The 25,345-nt window shown below is 53.3% G+C and carries 19 protein-coding genes; 5 read left to right on the plus strand and 14 right to left on the minus strand.

Features of this window, described 5'->3' with window-relative positions; all coding sequences use genetic code 11:
- Positions 1–139: 139 nt before the first annotated feature.
- The 7 genes from PJE062_RS12575 to PJE062_RS12605 all read right to left on the minus strand — a co-directional run bounded on the left by PJE062_RS12575 (position 140) and on the right by PJE062_RS12605 (position 9,379).
- Positions 140–1,441 carry an FAD-binding oxidoreductase gene (locus PJE062_RS12575; RefSeq protein WP_008549928.1) on the minus strand — a complete coding sequence of 434 codons (1,302 nt, stop codon included), beginning with the start codon at positions 1,439–1,441 and terminating at the stop codon, positions 140–142.
- Positions 1,442–1,459: 18 nt separating this feature from the next.
- Complete coding sequence (locus tag PJE062_RS12580) at positions 1,460–2,800, minus strand: FAD-binding oxidoreductase (protein WP_008549793.1); 1,341 nt, start codon at positions 2,798–2,800, stop codon at positions 1,460–1,462.
- 179 nt (positions 2,801–2,979) lie between these two features.
- Complete coding sequence (locus PJE062_RS12585; RefSeq protein WP_008549579.1) at positions 2,980–3,747, minus strand: SDR family NAD(P)-dependent oxidoreductase; 768 nt, start codon at positions 3,745–3,747, stop codon at positions 2,980–2,982.
- 110 nt (positions 3,748–3,857) lie between these two features.
- Positions 3,858–5,327 carry an adenylate/guanylate cyclase domain-containing protein gene (locus PJE062_RS12590; protein ID WP_008549859.1) on the minus strand — a complete coding sequence of 490 codons (1,470 nt, stop codon included), beginning with the start codon at positions 5,325–5,327 and terminating at the stop codon, positions 3,858–3,860.
- An 87-nt stretch (positions 5,328–5,414) separates the two neighbouring features.
- Positions 5,415–6,236, minus strand: coding sequence for an MBL fold metallo-hydrolase (locus PJE062_RS12595; protein ID WP_008550062.1), 822 nt, complete (start codon positions 6,234–6,236; stop codon positions 5,415–5,417).
- A 13-nt stretch (positions 6,237–6,249) separates the two neighbouring features.
- Positions 6,250–6,690, minus strand: coding sequence for a Crp/Fnr family transcriptional regulator (locus PJE062_RS12600; protein WP_208982292.1), 441 nt, complete (start codon positions 6,688–6,690; stop codon positions 6,250–6,252).
- A 100-nt stretch (positions 6,691–6,790) separates the two neighbouring features.
- On the minus strand, positions 6,791–9,379 hold the full coding sequence (locus PJE062_RS12605; protein ID WP_008549938.1) for an ABC transporter ATP-binding protein/permease: 2,589 nt from the start codon (positions 9,377–9,379) through the stop codon (positions 6,791–6,793).
- A gap of 252 nt (positions 9,380–9,631) precedes the next feature.
- On the opposite strand from PJE062_RS12605, the gene PJE062_RS12610 reads away from it, so the two are divergent.
- Genes PJE062_RS12610 through PJE062_RS12630 form a run of 5 tightly spaced genes read left to right on the plus strand, consistent with a single transcriptional unit; the run spans position 9,632 to position 15,284 of the window.
- Entirely contained in the window at positions 9,632–10,873 is a 1,242-nt protein-coding gene (locus tag PJE062_RS12610; protein WP_050773912.1) for a glycosyltransferase family protein, read from the plus strand.
- A gap of 2 nt (positions 10,874–10,875) precedes the next feature.
- Complete coding sequence (locus PJE062_RS12615; protein WP_008550035.1) at positions 10,876–12,117, plus strand: glycosyltransferase family 4 protein; 1,242 nt, start codon at positions 10,876–10,878, stop codon at positions 12,115–12,117.
- A complete protein-coding gene (locus tag PJE062_RS12620) occupies positions 12,114–13,244 on the plus strand; it encodes a glycosyltransferase family 4 protein (RefSeq protein WP_008549818.1) in 1,131 nt (376 codons plus the stop codon). The genes PJE062_RS12615 and PJE062_RS12620 overlap by 4 nt, the downstream gene beginning before the upstream one ends.
- The gene (locus tag PJE062_RS12625; protein WP_008549489.1) at positions 13,244–14,443 is read left to right on the plus strand and encodes a glycosyltransferase family protein; all 1,200 of its coding nucleotides are present in this window, start codon (positions 13,244–13,246) and stop codon (positions 14,441–14,443) included. Before PJE062_RS12620 ends, PJE062_RS12625 begins: the two co-directional genes overlap by 1 nt.
- Positions 14,424–15,284, plus strand: a complete 861-nt coding sequence (locus PJE062_RS12630; RefSeq protein ID WP_247643121.1) for a polysaccharide deacetylase family protein — start codon at positions 14,424–14,426, stop codon at positions 15,282–15,284. Before PJE062_RS12625 ends, PJE062_RS12630 begins: the two co-directional genes overlap by 20 nt.
- Here the strand turns inward: PJE062_RS12630 and PJE062_RS12635 are convergent.
- The 7 genes from PJE062_RS12635 to PJE062_RS12665 form a co-directional block, all read right to left on the minus strand.
- Entirely contained in the window at positions 15,259–15,852 is a 594-nt protein-coding gene (locus PJE062_RS12635; protein WP_008549625.1) for a trans-aconitate 2-methyltransferase, read from the minus strand. The two genes, PJE062_RS12630 and PJE062_RS12635, sit on opposite strands and share 26 nt — an antisense overlap.
- Before the next feature lie 17 nt (positions 15,853–15,869).
- Positions 15,870–17,042, minus strand: coding sequence for an ABC transporter permease (locus tag PJE062_RS12640; protein ID WP_008549787.1), 1,173 nt, complete (start codon positions 17,040–17,042; stop codon positions 15,870–15,872).
- Positions 17,039–18,067: an ABC transporter permease gene (locus PJE062_RS12645; RefSeq protein ID WP_008549905.1), complete on the minus strand. Its 1,029-nt coding sequence runs from the start codon at positions 18,065–18,067 to the stop codon at positions 17,039–17,041. The genes PJE062_RS12640 and PJE062_RS12645 overlap by 4 nt, the downstream gene beginning before the upstream one ends.
- 135 nt (positions 18,068–18,202) lie before the next feature.
- Complete coding sequence (locus PJE062_RS12650) at positions 18,203–20,110, minus strand: ABC transporter substrate-binding protein (RefSeq protein WP_008550043.1); 1,908 nt, start codon at positions 20,108–20,110, stop codon at positions 18,203–18,205.
- The gene (locus tag PJE062_RS12655) at positions 20,107–22,008 is read right to left on the minus strand and encodes an ABC transporter ATP-binding protein (protein WP_037036832.1); all 1,902 of its coding nucleotides are present in this window, start codon (positions 22,006–22,008) and stop codon (positions 20,107–20,109) included. The genes PJE062_RS12650 and PJE062_RS12655 overlap by 4 nt, the downstream gene beginning before the upstream one ends.
- Before the next feature lie 137 nt (positions 22,009–22,145).
- The gene (locus tag PJE062_RS12660; protein ID WP_008549888.1) at positions 22,146–23,921 is read right to left on the minus strand and encodes an adenylate/guanylate cyclase domain-containing protein; all 1,776 of its coding nucleotides are present in this window, start codon (positions 23,919–23,921) and stop codon (positions 22,146–22,148) included.
- Positions 23,922–24,107: 186 nt separating this feature from the next.
- Positions 24,108–25,283, minus strand: coding sequence for a CaiB/BaiF CoA-transferase family protein (locus tag PJE062_RS12665; RefSeq protein ID WP_008550066.1), 1,176 nt, complete (start codon positions 25,281–25,283; stop codon positions 24,108–24,110).
- Positions 25,284–25,345 lie beyond the last annotated feature (62 nt).

Genomic DNA, 25,345 nt, shown 5'->3' on the forward strand with positions numbered 1-25,345 from the left:
TTTATCGGACTAATTTGGCAACTTTTCTTCAGCTTACACCACTAAAGAGAAAAAGAGTACCCGCCGGTACGCCTCTCCCCTTCTGTTCGCTTGAGCATTTCTCGGGTGTCGTCTGCCGGCGCCTCAAGTCTTCCTGGTTTTAGAAGCGGTTAAAGGCAAAACTGGAGAGATCGTGCCCCGCCAGTTTTCCTGTGAGCACGTCTGCCATAAGCCGCCCTATGGATGGACCGATTCCAAATCCGTGACCAGAAAAGCCCGTTACAATGTGCAGGTTTTCCTGAGCAGGTGCCTGATCAATCACAGGCAGGAAGTCGGGCATTGCGTCAATCAGGCCGCCCCAAGCTGATTGGAGCTTGGTTCCTTTGAGCTGCGGGAACCGGTCTGCGAGGGCATGTGTCAGCGCCGCGAGTTCCTTTTGATCCGGCATGGAGTTCAGGACACGCATGGCTTCAAATGGTGTTGTATCAGCTCCGTTCCAACGGCGCTTTTGCATCCAGTGGTCCGGATAGTTTTTCGGTGACCATGGTTTGATGCTGGTGCCCTTCAAGTTCTCCGCCATGTTTGGCAGCCACTGTTTCAGAAAGCGGAAGGAATCCAAGCCGATGTGGTGGGTCTGGTTGTTCTTGAGAGCCAGCGTGTAACCGCCATCCTGACGGCGGCGCATGGCGAAGGTGTTGTCAGAAGCATTGGCAGGGAAGACATCCGGCACCGCTTCGGTTGCAGCCACTGTCAGCTCTACAGAGAGCTGTGGCAGCTTAATGCCTGCGTTGGCTGCAAACAGAGAGGACCACGCCCCACCGGCCAATATCACCTGTCCTGCTTTGATCTCGCCTTGCTCTGTTACAGCACCAACAACGTTGCCCCCGGACTTCACCAGCGTGCGGACCGCTGTGTTTTCGCAGATGACAGCTCCGAGGCGTTGCGCGGCTTTGGCGATGCCCAGTGTCGCTTGTCCGGGTTCAGCCCGGCCATCAGTGGCGGTGTGCATTCCACCAATCCAGCGACCTTCTTTGCCTTTGATGTCTTCGTGGACCTGTGCTCTTGAAATCATGCAGGTGTCGAGATCGTACTTCCTGCCTAGCTGGACGAACTTCTCGAAGTTCTCCAGGTCCTCATGCTTTTCAGCAAGGTAGTAGACGCCCGTTGTGCTGTAGCCAAGATCTTCGCCAGTTTCTTTGCTCAGCTCTGCCCAGAGGCGGCGCGCTTCGATGGAAAGAGGAATTTCTGGCTCATCCCGGCCTTGCTGGCGGATCCAGCCCCAGTTGCGGCTGGACTGCTCACCCGCTACGCGGCCCTTTTCGCAGAGGGTAACACTGACGCCTTTCTTTGCGAGATAGTAGGCAGTGCAGACACCAATGATGCCTCCACCGATGATAAGCACGTCTGTTTCCTGCGGCTGCTCATCATGGAACTGCTGCGGTGTCTTTTCTGAATAAATCACGTCACTAACTCAAGAAACTTAGATAAACGGTCCGAGCTCAATCTTGGAGCCATCGGAGAAACGGGAGTAACGGAAGCGGGTCAGGTCATACCCTGCTGGTTTACCCATCAACATATCCGCCATGACGCGGCCTGCTGCAGGTCCGATACCAAAGCCATGGCCGGAGAATCCGGTTGCGATAAAGACACCTTGTTGCGTAGGCACTTCATCCATGATTGGGACAAAGTCTGGCATAGCATCAATCATTCCAGCCCAACTTTCTTCCAGCTGCAGATCTTTAAGCTGCGGGAAGCGATCGACCAGACGCTCCTGAATACGCTTCAAAGCTCTTGGACTAGGATCGGGATTCAGGACACGGCAGGTTTCGAACGGCGTGATTTCATCTCCTGTCCAACGGCGTTTGTGGCTCCAGGCATCCGGATAGTTCTTCGGCGCGTTCATGCCAAAGGTGATGCCTTTGAAAGATGCTTTGATTGCAGGAAGCCATTTGAAGAGGTGGCGGAAGGAATCCTTACCGATGTAGTGATCATGGATGTCACTCACTGCAAGGGTATAGCCCCCATCTACTCTTTTGCGGAATGCAAATGTGCCGTCTGCAGCATCGCCATTGAAGAGATCGGGCGCTGCTTTGGTCGCTGCCACAGTTGCACGTACGCACAGCTGCGGCATGGACACGCCGAGGTTTTGCGCGAAGAGTGATGACCATGCACCTGCTGCAATCAACACTCGGTCTGCTTTGATTGTTCCCTTCTCCGTCACAGCACCGGTCAGCTTGCCACCTTCAAACTCCAGTGTTCTGACTGCGCAGTCCTCAACGATAACAGCGCCGTTACGCTCGGCAGCTCGCCCGATGGCAGGTACGGCGACCCAAGGTTCAGCACGACCATCACTTGGGGTGACCATACCGCCAATCCATTTACCTGGTTTGCCCGGAATTTCAGCGTAGATTTCATCTTTGCTCAGCAACCGCGTATCGAGCTGGTGCTGTTTGGCGAGTTCCAAAAAACTCTCGTAGCCTTTGAGTTCTTCTTCTTTCTCAGCCAGATAGTAGACACCGTGCTGGCGGAAACCGAGATCCTCACCGGTTTCCTTCATCAGTTGCTGCCAGAGCCGATTGCTTTCCATGGAAATTGGAAGCTCAGCAGCATCCCTGCCCTGTTGGCGTACCCAGCCCCAGTTACGGCTGGACTGCTCGCCTGCAACGCGGCCTTTTTCGCAGAGGGTCACGTTCACACCCTTTTTCGCCAGCCAGTAGGCTGTACAGGTGCCGATAACGCCGCCGCCAATGATCAGAACATCCGTCTGCTCAGGAAGCTTGCCAAAAAACTGCTGCGGGGTGGAGCTGGTATAGGTCGCCATGAAGGTCTCGAGGAATCAGATCTGTAATTACAATCTGACGAACTTAGCAGGACTAAGATATCACTGCACGAGCGTGTACCTAAGCACTTAGTCGACCTTAGGATTAGACCTTATAGGTAGGTTTTGTCTTCAAGGACAAAAGCTGGCCTGAGAGCTGAGCGCTCCCAGGCCATAAAAACTTAACGCGGAGCCATGCGGATCGCGCCATCCAGACGGATAGTTTCGCCGTTCAGCATTGGGTTGGTGCAGATAGCTTCAACCAGCTGTGCATACTCATCACCACGACCCAGACGGGATGGGAATGGAACCTGCTGACCGAGAGAATCCTGCACTTCCTGAGAAAGGCCGCGCAGCATTGGGGTTTCAAAGATGCCCGGCGCAATGGTCATTACGCGGATGCCGGATTTGGACAGGTCACGAGCAACAGGCAGTGTCAGAGCTGCAATACCGCCTTTGGACGCGGCGTAAGCTGCCTGACCGATCTGACCATCAAACGCTGCGACAGATGCGGTGGAGATGACCACACCGCGCTCACCATCTTCTGTGAGCGGGTCAAGGTTTGCCATGCGTGTTGCAGCAAACGATGTACAGCGGAACGTGCCAACCAGGTTCACGTTGATGACCGTCTGGAACATGTCCATTGGGTGCGGTTCACCACGAGACGTGGTTTTGGCAACTGGTGCGATACCTGCGCAGTTGACGAGGATGCGCGTTGGGCCGTGCGCTGCTTCAGCTGCATCCAGACCTGCTTTCACGCTGTCATCGCTGGTGACGTCAACTTTTACAAACTGAGCACCGATTTCCTGTGCAAGTGCATTACCAGCTTCTTCGTTCACGTCAAAAAGAGTTACTTTCACGCCGTGGCTGGCCAATTTCCGTGCGGTTGCCGCGCCAAGACCTGATGAGCCGCCAGTTACTACGGCTGCAATTTCATTGTTAAGTTGCATGGAATCCCATCCCGATTCATTTTGTTTGCCCCGCGTCTTTCAAAGCTCCCGCCAAAATTCTTTGAAAGCTGCAAAATGCTGTTATGCGGGTCGGCATGAGAAAATCGTTCTCATGCCAAAGCCACAAGGTCTACTTTTCCGGTGATTCCTGCAACACACTCGGACTTTAAATCTAGCATATTTCCCTTATACCCTTGTCGTAGGGCCATGGAATAAGTCGCTCCGTCCGTCAGGAACCGTGTGCCTTGCACTTTGTTGGCAGCCTCCAACTTCGCTGCGCGGTTCACGGCATCTCCAATCACTGTGAACTCCAAACGGTCCCGTACCCCGACAATACCAACACTGACCGGGCCTGCTGCCACGCCAACACCGATTTCAAACTTCATTGGCCAGCCTGCGGCTTCCAGATCAGCACTTTCTTCTTCCAGAATGTGGGCTAGCTCAACACCTGCACGAAGCGCATCTGCTGCGTAAGTTTCTGTATCCGAGACGGCGCCAAAGGTGGCGAGGATACCGTCACCGAGGAACTTATCGATCTTGCCTCCCTCACCCAAAATCGCTTTGGCTGCCTTCTTTTGGTAAAGGCTGAGCACGCGCATGGTGGTTTCAGGAGGCAGCTTTGCAGCGGTTTTGGTGAAGGATCTGATATCGACCAGCAAGACGGCCACATCTCTGATTTCACCGGTACCAGCTTTGAGTCTGCTTTCAGATTCCACAATGGAACTGGCCACTTCCGGGGTGAAGAAGCGGCTCAAATCTTTCACCGCATTCTTCTGGCGAATTGCGGAAAAGAAGGTTCGGCGGGCTCTGAAGATGGACAGAGCGAGCAATGCCGTCACCGAGAGGATGATGATCAGCTTATCCAGCTCAGCTCCGATGAGTACAGCTTCGCCTGTGAGATACTCAATGTAGTTGCGGGTTATGAGCGTTGAACCGCCTTGATAAGTGAGGGCGTAGAACACCAATCCGAGCCACCCCAGCGCTCCGAAGACACCGGTGAGGATCACGTATCTTGGGTCAAAACGTAATGCTCTCAAGGCGATAAAGAGGAACAGGTACATCAAGGTTGGGGCCTTGAGGTAGAAGGTCGGGTGCTGGGCATACTGGATATGGAAGGAGAAAATCAGCCCAACCAGAAGCGCCACGTCTGCCATAATAGAGAGGACCAGATACCAGACCGGCAGAATGGTTTTGAAGGAGACGTAAATTCGGATGAGGGTAAAGACCAAGTAGCAGGAAAAGGCGATAGGGACAAAGTTGAAGCCCATTGTGCCTTCTGCGCGAGGGGCAAGCGCATAGAGGATCGCAAAGAAGATGATAACGCCAAGCTGGACGATACCAATGAGGCGCTCGGATGCTGCTTCCTGGCGGGCAACTTCGCGGCGGACACGCAGTGGGAGATCCCCTTCCGGGGCTTTGGGTCCCAAGACGCCGCGTTTTATCTGCTGGTAGAGGGAGGGTTCAGCTTTTTTCTTGTAGGAAATGCCGTGGAATTTCTCGCTCAAGTCCACATTCGTTTTTTTGTCAGATCCGCGTTTTTTTGAGGGATCGGAGTTTTCTGGACCACTTCCAACTGCCACACTTTCCTCCCGTCACACCATTTCGTTGGCGTTGCTGGTTTGCTCGCAATTTCATCAGATCAACAGCGAGCGACGGGTGCGTGAACTTTATGGTTTGAAGACCATCCCCTCAGAGGCCACGATAGCTCGTGGATGCATCTGTTGAGCGGCCAAACCGATTTCGTCCAGTTCATCATCCGTGCGCCGCGGATCGTGATGAAAGATCACGGGCGTTTTCACGTTGGCGCGCTGGCATATTCCGACCACATGCTCCCATGTGGAATGTCCCCAACCCTTATATTTAGGGTATTCAGCTGAGGTGTACATCCCATCCTGGATCACAACATCAGCATCACGGATAAAATCTAGGACAGCAGCGTCGTGATGAGCGCTCCCCATTTCGTGATCTGTGATGATGCACATGGCCTTACCATTGTACTCCATCCGGTAGCCACAGGCTCCGCCCGGATGGTTTAGCGCAACTGTTTTGATTATCAGGCCATTGTCTTTCTTCAGGGTGTCACCTGCATTGAAACTTTTAAAGGAAACAGCAGATAACGTGTTGGCTCCTACCGGGAAAATAGGGGGGGACATGATCCGGCAGATGATATCCTTCAGGTCGCAGGGATCACTGAAATGGCCTGCCGTCAGCCGGATGCGGAAGTTTGGATCGTAGGCAGGCTCAAAGAAGGGCAGACCACAGATGTGGTCCAGATGAGTATGTGTGAAGAGAAGGTCGATGTCGCGATGTGGGCCTCTCATCATTTCCTTGCCCAGATTGCGTGCACCAGACCCACAGTCGACCATCAACAGAACGTCCCCCGCCCGTATTTCAAAGCAGGTTGTTTCTCCGCCGTATCTAAGAGTTTCGGGACCAGCAGCAGCTGTTGAACCGCGAACACCCCAAATTTTAAGAGAAAACTCGTTCAAGTAATCTGGCCTTTCAAGTGGACGCAGGCCGAGCCTGCGCTAGTTCTCTGGTCGTCTTTTCCAATCGCAACGCCAACACACGCATGATTTCCAATGAGACTTTCGGGAACTCCGCGATGAGTTTCAGAAAGTCATCCTTAGATATTGCGAGGATATGTGTTGTTCCAACCGACTGCAGAGTGGCAGTTCTTGGTACATCACACAAAATCGCAATTTCACCAATGATGGCATATTGTCCGACCCGCGCAACCTCATTTTCATCAACAAACACAGCAACTTCACCAGAAAGGACAACAAATGCACTGTCGCCATCATCTCCCTGATGGCACAAATGTTCCCCTTCCTGAAACTCCATGCGATCACTAATGAACGCGAGGAGACGAAGTTTACTCGGTTCCAGTCCTTCAAAGAGAGGGACGCGGCTCAAAGCTTGGACTTCAGCATCTATAGTCACATTTCCCTCCCAATAACTTGATGAGCATAGCTGAACTCAATCCAGCAATCTGTGTTACAGCTCACACCATCTCGCCTTTGTTTCACCATAGTTCCCAAGACTATCTCTCGATAACCCTCCCATTTTCTAGGTGAACCGCCGTTTCAAACTCCTCAGCGACGGTCTCATTACTTACTCCAAACATGAAAATTTTATCTGACATCAGCTTTTTAAGGTCTGTGCGCAGCTCTTTGTCGGTCGCACTGGCGCTGTTTGCTGTCTCGTCCAGAATATATATATGAGCGTTTTTCAACAATGCGCGGACCAGACATATCAACCTACGCTGGTGTGAAGACAGCTTCGCACCGGCCACTCCCACGTGATAATCGAAGGCAGCGCGGCGGATCGGGACAATGAGATCGCGCTCCCGGACCAGTTCCTGCAGAACCTGCTGGATTTTCTGGCGCGCATCGCGGCGGTCCAGCCTTGCATGACCAAAGACCAGATTGTCTTCAATACTGAGCGTGGTCAGGTATGTTTCCGGATCAAAGAACTCGAAGCGCTCGTTGTCCTTGCCTACACTCTCAATAAACTGAGCGCGGGCGGCGACGATCTTGTCCCGCATCTCATCATCCAAAACACCAAGACGGTGCTTGGCGGGGATGAGTTTGAGTGCAAGGGCGATGAGGCGCGCTCTGTCGACATCCTTCAGTCTTCTGCGCTGGCCACCTTTCTGTTCATTCACAATACGACCAAATTCTGGCAGATCTTCGCGGCTGATGAAGGAGTATCTGTTTAACAGGTCACTGTCTGCACTGACATCTGCAAACAGTTCCACCATGGTCGTTGCGATTTTGAGGCCGATGTCGCTAAGAAGCACATCAAAGCCGGTTTGTTTGAGGAAGGCTGAGATCTGCGGATCGGTCGGGACATGCTCGATGGTCATAAAGTGTTCTTTGGGGCTGGCAAAGAACAGGTTCTGCGCCAGATTGGCCGACATGTTGAACTTTTCCGGATCCCAGAACTCAACCAGATTTTGTAGTCGCGCATCCCCCTTAATCTTCTCGCAAAAGGCTTTTCGGGCGGCGAGCAGGTTTGGCACCAGTTCGCAGTTCACTTCCTCGCAGTAACGCTGATCAATGACCGTTTCCACGCCTAAAAGATAGAGATCTCGCGAGAAACCTGCGACTTTGCAGAGTTCGAGGGCTCTCTCCTCCAGCTCTTGCATGGAGCTGGCGTTTGCCTGCTCAAAGTCTTCCCAGCGCGCCTTGAGATCAAAGAAGGGATTGAGCGTCATCTCCGCTTCTCGTAATTGGCGCTGGCGCTTCTTCAGGTCACTGCCTTCGTAGTCGATGGTCTCTTGCGGTCTGTGGCGCAGGCCGTAAAACAGGTTGTCGCGAATAGTCCCCGTCCAGACATGAAGGTGCCCACCCACATAGGCGATTTGCCGGCCCAGCGTGGATTCCGACAGGTTCTCAAAACTGGTTTGATTGACACTGACCGAGCCAGAGGTTGGACTGAGCAAGCCCGCTGCCATTTGCAGCAGCTCGGCCCGTCCTGACCCATCTATGCCTGTGACAGCCAGAGGTTTACCGGGTTCAACAATAAGTGAAACACCATGAACCTCCTGCCCTGTTCCTGCACCTGAAAGGCCAAGCTTATCGAGCGTGAGCGGACCGGATAGCGGAAGCGTTTCATCTTCCAAGAGGCGTTGCTTATCGTATAGATCTGGTGGATCGAAGTTCTCAACAACGGTCTGGTATTTGACTGAAACGTCTGCGGTCATCTGATAGTACGCCAACAGCTCTTTCCATGGGCCCGCCAGATCTTTGTAGGCTGCGATCACAGCAATCAGCGCGCCTATGCTGAGTTGGCCTTTGATGACCAGATAACCGCCGATGAAGTAGAAGAAGAACGGCGTCAGCTGGTTCATGAAGTTATTGACGAACTTGATGAAATACTTGCGATTGTAGATATCGAAGCGAATGCGGAAGTTGCGGTAGAGCCGATCAGATAGGTCCGCAGAATGCCAGGCCGAGGTGTCATTGCTATGGATCTCTGAAATACCGGAGATACTCTCGCCAACCTTATCCGCAATCACGCGCACATTCTTCACGCGTTGGCGCGACAGTCGCACGACCTTTTGCTGCAATTTGGGAATGATGTAGCCCTGCACCGGATATAGCGAAATAGCTGCCAGACCGAGCAGTGGATCCTGCATGAAAATGAAGCCAACCTGCACCACCAACATGCCGCCCTGATAGGCTGGCAGGGCAAAGGCCTCGCCAACAAAACCACCTACATCCTCGACCTCAGCGGTAATCATTGGTATGATCTCGCCGGAGCTGACCTTCTTAAAGTGAGGCAGGCGGAAGCGGAGTACGCGCTGAAACAGCTCAAACCGCAACTGGCGTAGCATCCTCTCGCCCAGTCTACCCTTGTAGATATTGAGGTAGAGTTTGATGCAGTTGCTAACGACAACAAGAACCAAGAACAAAATACAAAGCACCGCCAGGTACTCGATTTGCCCGAGTTGGACACCCCAAAACTCTACCGGGAAATTGCTACCCTGAATTGCTTCATTGGTAATTGTCTTAGGCAGATCCAGCAGGATGTAACTGACCGGATAGGACAATAAGGTGACTAGAAGAATCGCCACTTGATAGCGGGCCGAGTTCTTCCAGATGAATTGGAAAAGCGATTTTTCCATGTCCACTCCGATTAAGCTCAGGCCAGGCTAACCCAAACTGAGGCGATGCGATTTACACTTCAACTGACGCAAGGGAACTTTACGCTTCAAGATCTTAAAAAAACGGCACAAAACCCTCTTCATCCCTTGGATTTTGGGGTTCTGTTCTGACGCTATCAGCGGATGGACTGGTTTTGCTGTTGTCTGGTGGTCCTCCCCCACTTCTATGATCTGACGCTGAGGTTTGTGCGCAGCAGATGGAATAAGAAGCGCATGACGGTAATGACGCCAAAAATTCTGATTTACAGCCACGACACCTTTGGCCTTGGCCACCTGCGGCGATGCCGGACAATCGCTCAATCTCTGGTTGGCTCCTTCCCGGAAATGTCCGTCCTCATCCTTTCCGGCTCCCCTATAATTGGTAGTTTCGAGTTTCGCTCCCGAGTTGATTTCGTCCGCATACCCGGAGTGATCAAACTGCGTAGCGGGGAGTACACCTCCCTTTCGCTGCAACTGGACATCAATGAGACGATCGCAATCCGCTCATCAATCATCGAGCACACTGCAAAGGTGTTTAAGCCGGATATCTTCATTGTCGACAAAGAGCCTCTTGGACTGCGCAGCGAGGTTCTGCCTACGCTTCAGTACCTGAAAGGGCAGAAGACGCGCTTGGTGCTGGGCCTTCGCGATGTGATGGATGATCCGTTGGTGCTGAAGGAAGAATGGCTACGCAAACGGGCCTACCCTGCCCTCAATGATCTTTATGACGAGATCTGGGTTTACGGCCCATCCGTTATGAACAACCCGCTGGATGGACTTGGCTTTGACCAGTCTGTGATGCAAAAGACGCTGTTTACCGGCTATCTGCGCCGGTCAATGCCAAGTTCAGCTCAGGATTTCACAGCCCCGTTTGATGGTGCGCCTTATGTGCTGGTGACGCCCGGTGGTGGCGGAGATGGCGTTGAGCTGGTGGATTGGGTGATGCGTGCTTATGAAGCCCGGTTGCGTCCACTCTTCCCTGCTCTCATTGTGCTTGGCCCATTCATGAGCAAGGCGGATGTGGAGGCTTTTACAACTCGTGCTTCGCATCTGCGCGATGTTGAGATCCTGCGCTTCACACCAGAGATTGAGCCTTACATGGCCAATGCAACAGCTGTGATTGGCATGGGCGGTTACAACACTTTCTGTGAGGTCCTTTCCTTCGACAATCCGGCCTTGCTGGTTCCGCGTGTTGTGCCTCGCAGAGAACAAGCCATTCGTGCGGAGCAGGCCCAGCGGCTTGGCCTTGCGCAGATGCTGCCCATCGACTCCTACCCAAGTGTAGAGCTGATGGTAAAGGCACTCGCCAATCTTCCGTTTATTGCCCCACCATCTCACGCCCATTCAGAGAATTACTTGGGCGGGCTTGATGTGATCAATCTCAGAACCGCTGAAATTCTTGGCATGAGTGATCAGGCCTTGATGCAACGATTGAATGTTTCTGCTGATCCTAAACTGACTTGCAAGACGGGGTAGCGATGGAGAAAGGTCGTATTGCAGTCGTGGTTAAAGGGTATCCGCGTCTTTCTGAAACGTTTATTGCGCAGGAGATCTATGGCTTGCAGGAGCAAGGTGTGGAGCAACTCATTGTCGCTTTACGTCACCCGTATGATCCTTATGTGCATGACGTGCATGAGAAGATTACGGCAGATGTGCTCTATCTGACTGAGTATCTGAAAGACGATCCTCCACGCGTGAAGCGCGCTATGGACTGGGCAAAGACGCAGCCGACTTATGCTGCCGCCAGAGCTTGCTTTGAGCACGACCTGAAACACAAGAGGAATGCGGAACGGTTTCGCCGTTGGGGGCAAGCTTGTGTGATGGCTCATGAGTTACCCTCTGACGTCATCTGGATACACACGCATTACCTTCACAGCCCCTGCACAGTTGCCCGGTACGCAGCCATGCTTTCTGGCCGCAAGTGGTCGTTTTCCGCCCATGCGAAAGACATCTGGACTACTGAGCGATGGGAGCTTGAGACTAAGCTGGCGGATGCCGCCTGGGGTGTGACCTGCACCAAAGCTAACCTTGCTTACCTGCAATCTCTTTGCGCGGAGCCTGACAAGATCAGCCTTGTTTATCATGGTCTAGATTTTTGCGGATTTCCTGAGGCTCCGCGTCCTGCCACCCTGCGAGACGGAACAGGAAAAGACAGTGTTCAAATCATTTCCGTGGGGCGTCTGGTGGACAAGAAGGGCTACGATATCTTGCTGCGTGCATTCAGTGAGTTGCCCAAGGCGTTGAACTGGCACTTCACTCATGTTGGTGGAGGTGAGTTGTCTCAATCGTTAGAGGACCTTGGCAAACAGCTTGGTCTGGATGACCGGATTTCATGGCTCGGCCCACAACCTCGGGCACGGGTTTTGGACCAGATGAAAAAGGCAGACATTTTTGCTCTCGCTTGCCGTGTCTCCAAATCAGGAGATCGGGACGGATTGCCTAATGTGGTGATGGAGGCACAAGCTATGTCGCTGCCTTGTGTCTCGACTGAGGTGTCAGCGCTGCCTGAAATCATCGAGAGCGGGCAAACCGGCGTGTTGTGCCCTCCAGAAGATGTGCCCTCCCTTTCGGAAGCACTTCTCTCACTGATCACACAACCCGCAGAGCGCGAGCGCCTTGGCAGTAACGCGTTTCGAAGTGTGCATGATCGTTTCAGCGCCTCGCCCGGTCTGGATTTTCTGGAAGAACAGTTTTCGAGAAGCCTGGAGCCTTGCTCATGAAAGTTGCCTTTACCGCTCCCATGAAACCAATCGACCATCCTGTGCCTTCGGGGGACCGGACCATGGGTCGTCTGATTGTGCGGGCATTACAGCTGGCAGGGCATGAGGTAGATGTGGCGTCTACTTTCCGCAGTTGGCGGGCAGAGGGCGGCGAAGATGTTACGCGGGAAGTGAAAGAGCTTGCGATCGCTGAAGCCAAGGTAATCGCGGAACGCTGGATTGAGCGTGGTGATGTGCCGGATGTGTTTCTCACCTATCATCTCTATCACAAAGCTCCAGACTGGATTGGCCCTTACCTTTGCGCCAAGTTCAACATTTCTTATGTGGTGGTGGAGGCGAGCCGCGCACCGAAACGGCAGGCCGGCAACTGGGCGCTTGGGTTTAATGCAGCCGATGCTGCCCTAGCGCAGGCTAATCAGGTTGTTGCACTCACCAACGCAGATGCTCAATGTCTGAAAGAGGTGTTGAATGATGATGTTCTGACAGTGCTTCCGCCCTTTCTAGAGACTGCGAAGTTCGAAGTCAGCCACAGCGTTACCAAAGGCTCTGCGGACGGGAAGATACGCTTGCTCTGCGCCGGCATGATGCGTGAGGGGGACAAGCAGTTTTCTTACATGGTGCTGGCGGCTGCATTGAAGCAGATTGCAGATCTGCCATGGCGACTGACAATCGCTGGAGATGGCCCTGCCCGCGGTGAGATTGAGCCGCTGTTTGATCCGGAACGCACAGAGTTTGTTGGTTTGATCCCATGGCAGGAAATGCCACGGCTTTATCGCTCTCACGACGTGTTTGTCTGGCCCGCCATTCGTGAAGCCTTTGGTTTTGTGTTTCTGGAAGCCCAGTCCTGCGGCTTGCCTGTGGTGGGTGGACGGGTGTTTGGGGTTCCTGACATCGTAGAGGAAGGCACCAGCGGCCTGCTTTCTGATGAAGGGGATGCCTCGGCATTGGCGCAGAACCTGATGTCTCTCATCAAAAACCCGCATAAACGTGAGAACATGGGGCTTGCCGCCATAGAGAACATTCACAAGAACCACAGTCTGGAAGCTGGAGCCAGAGGGTTGGACAAAGTTCTCCATGCGGCTCTTGAACATCACCAGTTTAAGCGGAGAGTGCACGGAGGCCGATGATGAAAGCCTTCATTCATGTTCAGCACCTACTTGGCTCAGGTCATATTGTGCGGGCTGTTGCGCTGGCAAAAGCACTGGTCCGTCAAGGTATTGCTGTGACGCTCGCCACTGGTAACCGCATTCCTGCGACTCTGGACTGTGGTGGACTGTCTGTGGTGCAGCTGCCTGCAGTTCGTGCGGCAAGTGCCAAATTTGATGTGCTGCTGGACGAGCATGACAATCCAATCGATGAAGCGTGGTGGGAGAAGCGTATTGCGGCAACACTCTCGGCCTTTTCCTCTGAGCATTTTGATCTACTGATCACTGAGACCTACCCGTTTGGCAGGCGTATGTTTGCTGCTGAGATGACCCGGCTTCTGGAATGTGCTGGCACCAAGTCGTCTCCGCCGTGGGTGGTCTGCTCAGTCCGCGATATTCTGGTGCGTAAGGATGAGGCTTGGAAGGAAGAGTGGATGGCCTCGCAGGCAACGGCCTTTTACGACCGCATTCTTGTCCACTCTGATCCGCAGCTTATCACACTGGGCGACAGCTTCCCCTTTGCTTATCGGGTCAGCTCACATGTTCGGTACACGGGTTACATTAGCGATGATCGTTCGACAGAGGCGACTTCAGCGGATGGAACTGATGAGGTGATTGTTTCCTGCGGCGGCGGTGCTGTTGGCTCTGCTTTGCTGCGGGCTGCGCTTTCAGCTCCCAACCACATGCCCCCAAACACCACACCTAAGTGGCGGGTGCTGGTTGGACATGACATTCCCGAGGCAGAGTTTCATCAGCTTTCACGGCATTCGTCCTCTGAGCTGATCATTGAGCGGGCGCGTAAGGACTTCCCTGCTCTTTTGAAGAACGCCAAACTCTCCATTTCGCAAGCTGGCTACAACACGGTGGTCGATATCCTGCGCGCAGGCATTCCGTCTGTGCTGGTTCCCTTTGCGCAGGAAGCGGAGACAGAACAGACACAGCGTGCCATCAGCCTGATGAAGCATCGCAGGGCAGTGGCCGTGCCAGAGAAGGTTCTCAGTCCAAACACGTTGGCTCAAGCAGCTCAGAAAGCGCTTGGTCTTCCTGCCCCTGATCTGCATGTAGCGCTAAATGGTGCAGAGATTTCAGCGCAGATACTTGCTGCTGATCTTGGTATGGAGACGGCTTTAGACAGTACAGTTGGGATCATCTGGGAAAGGAATGTTTCTCGTGACCTCTAGCCCTGCTCTCACTGTTGAGCTCACCCCCACAAAAGATAAAGCTACCGACAGGGATCAGGAGATTTTTGAGCAGGCACTCATTCAGCATCTGGATTGGTTTGCAGAGCGTGGGCGCACTGTCAGGTTTTGGTGGCGCGATGATGATGCGGTTTCGCCTACGTCAGAACTGGATGAGTTGATTGACTTTTCTGAGCGGTTCACTATTCCGCTTTCGCTTGCAGTTATCCCGAGGTTTGCGACAGAGGCTTTGGCCCAGCGCCTGGCGGATACACACACTGTTCAGGTGCTTCATCACGGATGGCAGCATAAGAACTATCAGGATAAATCTCGTGGTGAAAAAGCCAGTGAGTTTGGTTGGCGGCGGACTGCCTTGGAAATGGAGAAGGAACTTCTAGAGGGCAAAGAGGTCCTGCAAAGCTTGTTTGCTGAGCGCTTTGTGCCGCTGTTTGTACCGCCTTGGAACAGGATTGCTCCACGCGCCGTGCAACTATTGCAGCAACAAGGTGATTATGGCCTCTCAGCCTTTACATGGATCAACCATTTCCGATTGCCGCGCCTGCAAAGCCACTTGGACATCATCAAATGGAAAAAGAACAAACGCTTTATTGGTTGGGACGCAGCGCGGAAGCGGTTGGACCTTCAGCTCTGCCGGCGGCGGACGAATGCGAGTGAGCCTATTGGCTTGCTGACCCACCATCTGGATCATGGCGAAGGGTGTTCTGAGTTTTTGGAGGTGTATTTCAAGATAACTTCCGCCCACGCCGCAGCAGTATGGCTCAGTTCTCAGGAGTCACTCGAAGAAGCGAAGCGCGACTTCAGCCAGTCGAGCGGACAGGTTTAACGAGGCGGAGCTTCCAACCGACGTTCTTTGAGCGGGAGTTCAGCTCTAAATCATCCAGCACTTGCCAGTGCGTGGCCTTGTCTGTTTCAGTCCAGACCTTTTGGAGTGATTTGTGCGCACCGGACTTTTCGCGGGCGGGTGTGTACATGGATATTGCGATGACACCATCGGGCTCCAAAAACTCCGCATATCGCTTGAGCTGTTGCTCCGGATCTTCGCAGAAATAAAGCACTTCATTGAAGACAATCGCCGTAAACTTTTGTCCGGTGTTGAGAGAGAAACTTTCCAGATCAGATTGAACCAGCTGTGCCTCATCTGGGTTCACTTCGGCTTTGCTCAATGCGGTTTCAGACAGGTCGACACCACAATAGTGTTGCAGGCCTGCAGCTTTGAGATAGTGATACAAGATTGCTTCACCGCAGCCTACGTCCAGTACGGTTTGTGTCGCTTTAGTCTGGCTCAGCCATGCGGAGAGAATGCCGTAGCGGGCCGCTTCTTTGATGTCATTGAGAAAATGCCAGCGGCCTTCTTTGTACTGGCGGTCCCAGTCCTCTGATTGCTCTTCCATGACACCCGAGGCTCCAGCTACTTGTATGGGTCCGCCGCGTCGCGTAGCCCATCCCCCATGAAGTTAAATGCAAGCACCACGATGATGATTGGAATAACCGGCGCCATCAACCACGGATATATGGTGACCACCGAGATATTCTGGGCTTCATTGAGCAGAACACCCCAAGAAACGGCAGGGCGCCTGAGGCCCAGATTGAGGAAGGACAATGCTGTTTCCCCCAATATCATGGCGGGCACAGACAGAGTTGCCGATGCGACCAGGTGGCTGGTGAAGCCGGGGAGCAAGTGTTTGACGATGATGCGGCTTGGACTGGCACCCATGAGAGCTGCTGCTTTAGCGTACTCTTCCTCCCGTAAAGAAAGCAGTTTGGATCTAACAGCACGGGCTAGCCCCGGCCAATCCAGCAGACCCAAGATGACTGTCAGGCCGAAGTAAATCCAGACAGGCGACCACGTGATGGGAAGTGCAGCCGATAACGCCATCCAGAGGGGGAGTTCGGGGAGTGACCGCATGATCTCGATGACGCGTTGGATTGAGCTGTCGATCCAACCACCAAAGAATCCGGCAAGCCCCCCCAGCAACACTCCCAGCACCATCGATATGCTCACACCAACAAGGCCGATGGTGAGAGATAGCCGTGCTCCATAGACAAGGCCGGAGTACTGATCCCTCCCTAACCTGTCTGTACCAGCGATGAAGAGAGTGCCGTCTTTTGCAGGGCAGACAACGTGAAACTTAGCAGGGAACAGGCCCCAGAACTTATAAGGCTCTCCCTCACAAAAGAAGCGAAGTTTCTGTACTTTGGTGGTGTCGGTTTCGTAGACCCACTTCAGGTTCTCAAGATCGACAGAAGGGTTCAGCCCGTAAACGAAGGGACCAACAAGTTTGCCCTCATGGAACAGATGGATGGCCTGAGGTGGTGCGAAGAGGAAGTCTACATTTCGTTTGGCAACCGGGTACGGGGCAATGATTTCTGCAAAAGGCACGCAGAGATAAAAGAAGAAGAGCACAATGGCTGACGCGACAGCCAGCTTGTGCTTGCGGAACTTCCACCAGATGATCTTCCATTGGGGAGCCTGATAGTAGCGTTCCTGCTCTCTGGTCAGGATCTCCACTTCTTTGGGATCGAAGCCCTTAGGATTGACGTAGTGCTCTACTTTGTCTTCTCCGCGATCTCCCTGGTTCATTGTCTGACACCCTCCTTGCCGAGGCGGATGCGAGGGTCGAGATAACCAAGCAGGACATCAGAGACCAGCATGCCGATGAGTGTGAGGATGGAGACAAAGAGCAGGATAAACCCAGCAAGGAACTGATCCTGCGATTGCAACGCGCCCAAAAGAACCGGACCAACTGTTGGCAAGTTCAGAACAACGGAAACGATCACAGAGCCCGAGACCAGCGACGGGATCAGGTTGCCTATATCTGCGATGAATGGATTGAGGGCTACACGGAGTGGGTACTTAACAAGGAGCTTGCTTTCTCGCATGCCTTTGGAACGCGCCGTCGTGACGTACTGTTTGAAAAGCTCATCGAGTAGGTTTGCACGCAAACGGCGGATCATGGCTGCTGTGCCGGATGTGCCGATGACGATTACCGGCACGACAAGGTGAGCAACAATGGAAAGGGCTTTGCCACCGCTCATGGGTTCGCCGATGTAACGCTCTTCCATGATGCCGCCAACAGTCAGGCCAAACCAGCTGTTGGCCAAATACATGAGCACGAGAGCAAGCAGGAAGTTGGGTGTGGCAAGGCCGAGATATCCGATGAGGGTGAAGGAGTAGTCGCCAACGGAGTATTGGTGTGTTGCCGAATAGATGCCGATTGGAAAAGCAACGCAGTAGATAAAGAGGATAGTTGCAAGATTGAGAGCAATTGTAAGCGGTAATGTTGGGCCAACAACCTCCCCCACCGGCTGATCATACTCAAAGGACCAGCCCCAGTTGCCCTGAATGAGCCCATCGAACCCATTGGGTCCAGGCCAGAGGCCGACCCATATGCCGTAGCGCTCGACAAAGGGGCGGTCTAAGGCGAACTCTTTGCGGAGAAATTCCAGTCTGCCGATGGAGGCGCTCTCTCCGGTTGATCGCAGCATGGAAATTTGGTTGGAGATGTAATCTCCTTCCGGCAGCTCAATGATGAAGAAGATGAGGAAACTGATGGCGGCAAGCGTTGGTATCATCACCAAAAGCCGCCGCAGGATGTAATTGAGCACCCGCTTCCCTTTCTTCTCTCACACCACTCGTGGGTGAAGTGTAAAGGAGCACTCTTGGCTTTCTCTGAGAAAATCTAATCAGGTTTGAGAAGCCCCATTAGCGGGCGCTTAAGCTTACATCGGAGGTTTATTTTTTCAGCTGTCTTCATCCGGCAGTAAGTCTTTGAAGAAGAAGAGATCCATGCGATGAATGCCGAACTGAGCACCCGGATCCCACCCATAGATGCCCATCTCTGGAACATTGAGCAGGCCCTTCACAACAACCGGATGCCGAACACCGTTGACCAGACCGATGTGAATGGTTTCGTCCGCATGAATCTGAAGGATCTGCTCCCAGATCATATCCCGCTCTTCAAAGCTGCTGCTGACGAGCCATTGATCAAAGAGTTCGATCAGCCGGATGGCAGGTGGCCAGTCTGGTCTGACACCTGCATGACCATCACTCTCATAGTAGTTGCCCCATGGTGCCCAAGAGAGAAAATCCTCTCGTGTCGGAGCGTAGTCTACGGGAGGCATGTCAGCCGTCGGGACGCCATTTTCAAAACCCGACCAGACAGACATCATCAGAGCACCTGATAGAGCGCGAGCGCGGATTGTATCGCGTTGGCTAGGACGGATGAAAGCGGAGACACCAATCTCTTGCCATGTTTCGGCAACCAACTCCAAAGCATCATCCTGCTCGGAACTCTCACCAGTGATCTCGATAATGAGCTGCAATGGGCGCCCATCTTCCAAAAGGCGAACACCGTCTCCTCGCCTGTCGGTCAGGCCGATATCATCGAGCAGTTGGTTTGCAAGGTCAGGATTAAACTCGGCCCATGCGGTCTGGAAGTCAGGTTGGAAAAGCGGAGAGATGTTGAGCACGGTGTCATTGCCGGCACGACCTAAGCCGAAATAAAGCACCTTGTTGATGAGCTCACGGTCTATGCCCAAAGAGAGAGCGTGGCGGAACCGGCGATCCTGCATGAGTTTTCGCCAAACAGGGTCTTTGACGCTCAGATTGGGCAGGATTGAGATTTCAGAGCCTTTGGAGTTGAGCCAGAGACGAGTGTCATAGTCCTGTGTTTGCTCGCCGCGTTTTAGTACTGAGATATCGGAGAAGCCCAAGCCGCGCGCCTGCAGGTCACTCTCACCTGCCAATGTCTTTGCAGGGATGAGTTTACCGTCCACCACATCCATGATGATACGGTTGATGTAGGGCAGTTGCTGGCCAGCATTATCAACACGGTGGAAGAAGGGATTGCGCTCCATCACAGCCCGGCGTTCACCTGAGGCTGTGCGCGGTACCCAGGGCTGCAATGTGGGGATGTGCGGATTGGAGGCGCCGTACATATCGTCCATGCGATTAAACAGAGGCGCCCAGCCACGGACTTTTTCTATGCGGGCGATCTGGCGGATGAATTCAGGGTTTCCATACTTCTCATGGAACTGCTTCATATACGCGGCGGGCCGATAGATGAATGGCGGGCGCGCCTTTGCAAGTTCTTGCAGAAACAGTGGGTTTGGCGCATGCCATTCAAAGCGAACGGCGGTTTCATCGATCACCGTGAATTCTGGCCCCTCCCCATCCACCAGCATAAAACCTGGCAGACCGATAGGATTGAGTTCGTCATTGAGGGCCACGTCTTCAAACCAGAAGCGAAAATCTTCTGCCGTAAATGAGCTGCCATCGGACCATTTGTGTCCTTCCCGAAGGTGCAGCGTGAAGACTTTGTCGTAGTGATTGTCGACACTTTCCAGAATATCCGGATTGAGCTCGAGGTTTTCGTTGTAGCCGACCAGGCGCGCATACCCCCATACGTTGATGAGGCGGACATCCTTGGGGCGTGAAATCAGTGTATGCAGAGAGCCCCCCTGCACACCAATGACACGCCCCATGTCTTCCGGATAGGTTACGAGCGGCTCTTTGGGCACTCGGTCGACAACAGGAGGTAAGCCCGGAGGGATGCCGGGCGTTTCTTTCAGAACCAAGGCAGATGAGACTGATGGGAACGCGAGGGCTGCGAGGACAAGCGATGCATTCAGGAAGCGTCGGATGATCATATGTGACTGCCTCCCAGTCCCACGATGTCACGCATGGCTTCCATACCAGGGGCACACACCCAGTGGTCTGTTTCCATCTCCACCAGATATGGCACTGTTGTGTAGCGCATACGATATGGAGCTGGCCATTGGGTTGGATCGGAGCTGCTTGTTCCTTCCAGTGATCCGAAGTCCAGTTTGTGATCCAGAGAGGGTTCCGGCACCGCCTTGAGAAGTGCTTTTGTATAAGGATGAATTGGGTTGTCTATGATTTGGCGTGTCGGACCGACTTCTACCACTTTGCCCTTACACATAACGGCCACGCGATCTGAAATGTAATCAACCACCGCGAGGTTATGGCTCACGAACACGTAAGTGAGGCCGAGTTCGTCCTTCAGATCCTTGAGGAGGTTCAGGATTTGCGCCTGAACGGACACGTCAAGTGCGGAGGTTGGTTCATCACAGATCAGGAACTCCGGGTTCAGGGCCAACGCTCTGGCGATGCCAATACGTTGTCGCTGACCACCGGAGAAGGAATGCGGGTAGCGGCGCAGGTATCTGGGAGACAGGCCCACCAGATCAATCAGTTCCCGAATACGGGCTGCCTGACTGAGGCTGTCGCCCATGCGGTGGATGACGAGAGGCTCCTGCAGGATTTCGTTGAGGGTGCGTCTTGGATTGAGAGAAGAAAATGGATCCTGAAAGATGATCTGCGCGCGTTTGCGGTATTGGAAGAGTTCTTTTTCGTTGAACCCCTGAATGTCACGCGGACCTTCTTCCGTTGTGTAGGTGATCTTGCCTCGTGTGAGTGGAAATGCACGCAGCATAGCCAGCGATGCAGTTGTTTTTCCTGAGCCCGACTCTCCCACTATGCCAAGGCATTCGCCTCTGCGCACAGTTAGCGAGACATTGTCGAGCGCGGTGGTCATACCTCTGCGTTTCTTTCCGCGCAGGTTTTTGAACGTGAAGGTTTTGCTGACGCCTTCCAGTTCGATCAGAGAGGTTCCACGAAAAGCATGCGCTTTGCCGACGGGATGTGGATGCAGGTCCGAGGGGTGTGTTCTTGGTTTGATTGGTCGGATTGGGACCAGGCGCTCTTCAGGCTCCATGGAAAGAGACGGAACGGCGTTCAGGAGCGCTTTCAGGTATGGGTGTTGGGGCGTGAGAAAGAGGTCTTCAACACTGCCCTTTTCCATGATCTCGCCGTTATAGACCACGACCACTTCATCGGCCATATTGGTGACCACACCAAAGTCGTGGGTGATCATGAGCAGTGTCATGTTCAGCTCGGCCTGCACCTCTTTGATCAGTTTCAGTATCTCTGCCTGAATGGTGACGTCCAGAGCTGTGGTTGGTTCGTCTGCTATGAGAAGTGATGGGCGACATATAAGGGCCATGGCGATCAGAGCACGTTGACGCAAGCCGCCGGACAGTTCGAATGGGTATGTACGGATTGCACGTTCTGGTTCTGGGAAATGGACCAGTCGCAGCATGTCTTTGGTCAGTTCAAGCGCTTCTTTGCTGCCCACAAAGCGATGCAGTTTGGCAGCTTCTGCGATCTGATCTCCGATGGTATGTAGCGGGGAGAGCGAGACCATGGGTTCCTGAAAGATCATTGCAATCTGGTCGCCGCGGATGGCACGCATGGCGGGCCCAGCGGGTGGGAGCTTTGCGATGTCTACGAAGTCGCCATTTTTGCGGTTGTCGCGAAAGAGGATCTGGCCTGCAGTGATGCGAGATTTGGCCGGGAGAATGCCCATAACCGCTCTGGAGATGACGGTCTTACCAGAACCAGACTCGCCAACAAGCGCAACGCATTTATTTTCCGGAACGTTGAAGGATACATCGCGGACAACATCGTGACGCCCCTCGTCTCCACGAAACTCTACCGACAACCCTTTGACGTCAAGCAGGTTCACGTGCGTCCCTTCCTCATTGACCAGCTGCTGCGTGCGCGAGAAAGGTCTTTCCCGGCTCTCACACTAGAACAGGGCTTTCTTTCAATGAGGTTGGGTTTCGGAGCACACTTAAATTAAAGTAGAAGACAATGCCGGAATTATTGTTCGTCGCATATGGTGGAGTTGAGCTGCCAGACTTCGACTTTGCCCTTACGGCCCCGCACTTCGTGGCTGCCGCGATAGGTCACATTGTCCGGATGTCCCGCCTTTTCAACGGTCTCTCCGCTCAGAACGACACATGCCCCCTTCACGGTAGAGATGGTGCCGCCGAGGCTCTGAAGACGGCTGCAAACGTTCACTGCGTCACCAACGATTGTGTAGTTCCAGCGTTCAACCGCACCCACATTACCAACGATGACCGGGCCGGTATGAATAGCGATGCGCACGTGTATTTCGTTTTCCGGCGCTGCTTCATTGGCCTGCTGGATGGCTCGGGCCATGTCTTCGGCTGCTGCGATGGCGCGCTGAGCGTGGTCTTCCATTTCATCAGGGGCGCCCCAGAATGCGAGCATGCCGTCGCCGACAAACTTATCGACGGTACCCTGATGAGCTTCGACAGCAGAAACGAGAAGTTTGAAGTGGTTATTCAGCAAGCTTGCCACTTCACCTGCGCTTCTGTGTTCGGAAATGGAGGTGAAGCCCTCAATATCCGTAAACAGGATTGTCAGTTCAGCTTCTTTCGCCTTCGCGGCGCGGTCAATACCAAGCGCCATCAGCTTTGCGTAGAGGGACTTGGGTATGTACCGGCTCATGGCCTGCAAGCCACTGGTACTTGCATTCATGGCAGAGGTGATCTGGTCCACTTCACGGATGTGGCTGCGTGGCAATGGGTCCAAGTGCTCGAACTCCAGTGCTCCAAACTTTTGCGCACGTGCCGCAATGCCTTTCAGTGGAGATGCAAGGCGGCGGGCAAAGAAAATTGCAACGAGCGCGGATAAAAACACAACTGCAACGCCTGCGAAGACTGAGTTGATCAAGCGAGTAAACTCGTCATAACGAGAGTTGGCCAGCTGATACTCGCCCACATAATAAACTTCTCCATCAGGAGAGATCAGTTTCTGCATGACGAGGACGTACATATCCTCACCATCGTAAATGAGGTGGAGCTCCACACCACGTTGACGTGCGCGCTGACTGAACGGCTGTTTTTTGCTGGTTTCCAGTTTTGCAAGCACCGGATCACCGAACTCTGAGATCGAAGCCAACAAATTATGTTGCTGCAGCTCGTTAGTCGGAGAGGAATAAGCCAGTACGCGGTTCTTGTCTGTCAGAATAAACCGGGTGACGTCTTCTGCGTCTATATCATTGCCTACGCCATCTTCATCGCGCGAGGCAAGAACAGAGCCGACCCCTTTCATCGTTATGATCGCCGAAACATACCCAATAGTTTCGCCATTAAACCTAATTGCGCTTGTCGCAGTCGCAAATGGGTCTTCTCCCGAAGCATAAAAATCGCCCCAGAACGGATCTTCATCTGTTTCCGCATCGATGGCCTGCATTCTGGAAAATTCAAAGAGAGACTGTTCTGGATGAAACGAAACCAGGTCTTGTCGGTTTTTGGCGTGCTTCAAGCCCCAAACAGTCTCATTTGGAAGCGAAAGCACCAAGCCTTCAACACTCTTTACCCCGAACAGCACTCCCCGAAAGGTTTGGCGGGCGCGAAAAATCGCACTCTGCGCGGTTGGCTGCACTTCAGCATATGTCTTGATTGCATAAACCGAGGAGAACGCAGGCGTCATGTAAGCAGCCAGTGCGTTGTTGATCGACTCGGTCGACATGATCGACGCTTTTTCGATGAGGCTTCGGGTATTCTTGAGGTTGGTGTGAACGGACATATACAGCACGATACCGCCGCACAGTGTTACCACGGTCACAAATGTGAGACTGACCAACCACGTCAATGACAGCTTGTAATAGCATCGCCGAATGCCGATTGCCTTACGCCTGATCCTATTCCAAAGCTTCAAACCGTGACCCACCTGTGTGAGGAATGTCAGCCCGTTAAACCACTCCCCGGACCGAGGGTCAAACTGCCTTCCTGCACATGGTGTAGCTAGTCTTTATTCTACTGCTTCTTTGCCTAATTCTCTCAATATCTCATTTCTATGCTCATCGAGAGCTGGTGCGCCCTTCTCCAGTTTCAGCTTAGAATTAGTAAACTGAATTGGTGTGCGCACATAGGTTTGCTCGCCCTGATCCTTAGAGGATGTTGGTAGATTGACCTTCATCTGGCGGTGTTCAATTTGCTGATCCTGTAAAACATCAGCAACTGTATTAATCGGGCCAGCCGGAACGCCGCGTTCTTCCATTTTAGACAGGAGATCATCTCGGTTGAAGGTCAGCACCAGCGCCTGAAGCTTTTCTGTTAATTCTTCACGATGCTTTACGCGAGACGGGTTTGTGGCGTAACGCTCATCCTCCGCCAGAGCAGGCTCTCCGAGAATCTTACAGAAATTAGCAAATTGAGAGTCGTTGCCGACAGCCACGATAAGGTGACCATCCTTCACCTCAAAAACCTGATAGGGAACAATGTTTGGATGGGCATTGCCCATGCGGGTCGGGATGTTGCCGCTGCTCAGGTAGTTCATGGCCTGATTGGCAAGAACACCCACTTGCGCATCCAGCAGAGCCATGTCGATCCATTCACCTTCTCCGGTCAAGTCCCGGCGGCGCAAGGCTGCCTGAATGCCGATGACGCCATAAAGGCCAGTGAAGATATCGGCAAAAGCCACGCCAACTTTTTGGGGTTCGCCGCCTTTTGAACCGGTCAGATCCATAATGCCGCCCATGCCCTGGATCATGAAGTCATATCCTGCACGATGGGCATAGGGGCCATCCTGGCCAAAGCCGGTTACAGAGCAATAGATCAGTTTCGGGTTGATCTTTTTCAGGCTGACATAATCGAGACCATATTTGGCGAGGCCTCCAACTTTAAAGTTTTCGATCAGTACATCACTCTGGCGCACCAGATCATAAATCAGCTCAAGATCTTCTGATTTAGAGAAGTCTGCCGTGATGGAGCGCTTGCCGCGGTTGCAAGCGTGGAAGTAGGCTGCGCTCTTTGTGCCGCCCTCTTCCTCGATGAACGGAGGCCCCCATGTGCGGGTATCGTCGCCGCGCGGGCTTTCCACCTTGATGACATCTGCCCCCAGATCAGAGAGCGTCTGTCCAATCCATGGACCTGCCAAGATGCGCGCTAGTTCCAATACTCTTATGTTTTCCAGGGGAGCCGTCACGGAAGCAACCTCAGTCTTTTGTGCAGATCTGTTTCTGGAGCACAGTGCTACCTGTTTTTTTG

The sequence above is a fragment of the Pseudovibrio sp. JE062 genome, from assembly GCF_000156235.1.
Classification (GTDB): Bacteria; Pseudomonadota; Alphaproteobacteria; order Rhizobiales; family Stappiaceae; genus Pseudovibrio.

Bases quoted from the DNA above. Each gene is read 5' to 3' on its own strand.
- PJE062_RS12580 (WP_008549793.1), bottom strand. From the start codon at position 2,800: ATGGCGACCTATACCAGCTCCACCCCGCAGCAGTTTTTTGGCAAGCTT.
- PJE062_RS12630 (WP_247643121.1), top strand. From the start codon at position 14,424: ATGTTTCTCGTGACCTCTAGCCCTGCTCTCACTGTTGAGCTCACCCCC.
- PJE062_RS12625 (WP_008549489.1), top strand. From the start codon at position 13,244: ATGAAAGCCTTCATTCATGTTCAGCACCTACTTGGCTCAGGTCATATT.
- PJE062_RS12585 (WP_008549579.1), bottom strand. From the start codon at position 3,747: ATGCAACTTAACAATGAAATTGCAGCCGTAGTAACTGGCGGCTCATCA.
- PJE062_RS12635 (WP_008549625.1), bottom strand. From the start codon at position 15,852: ATGGAAGAGCAATCAGAGGACTGGGACCGCCAGTACAAAGAAGGCCGC.
- PJE062_RS12650 (WP_008550043.1), bottom strand. From the start codon at position 20,110: ATGATCATCCGACGCTTCCTGAATGCATCGCTTGTCCTCGCAGCCCTC.
- PJE062_RS12640 (WP_008549787.1), bottom strand. From the start codon at position 17,042: ATGAACCAGGGAGATCGCGGAGAAGACAAAGTAGAGCACTACGTCAAT.
- PJE062_RS12615 (WP_008550035.1), top strand. From the start codon at position 10,876: ATGGAGAAAGGTCGTATTGCAGTCGTGGTTAAAGGGTATCCGCGTCTT.
- PJE062_RS12610 (WP_050773912.1), top strand. From the start codon at position 9,632: ATGACGGTAATGACGCCAAAAATTCTGATTTACAGCCACGACACCTTT.
- PJE062_RS12620 (WP_008549818.1), top strand. From the start codon at position 12,114: ATGAAAGTTGCCTTTACCGCTCCCATGAAACCAATCGACCATCCTGTG.
- PJE062_RS12605 (WP_008549938.1), bottom strand. From the start codon at position 9,379: ATGGAAAAATCGCTTTTCCAATTCATCTGGAAGAACTCGGCCCGCTAT.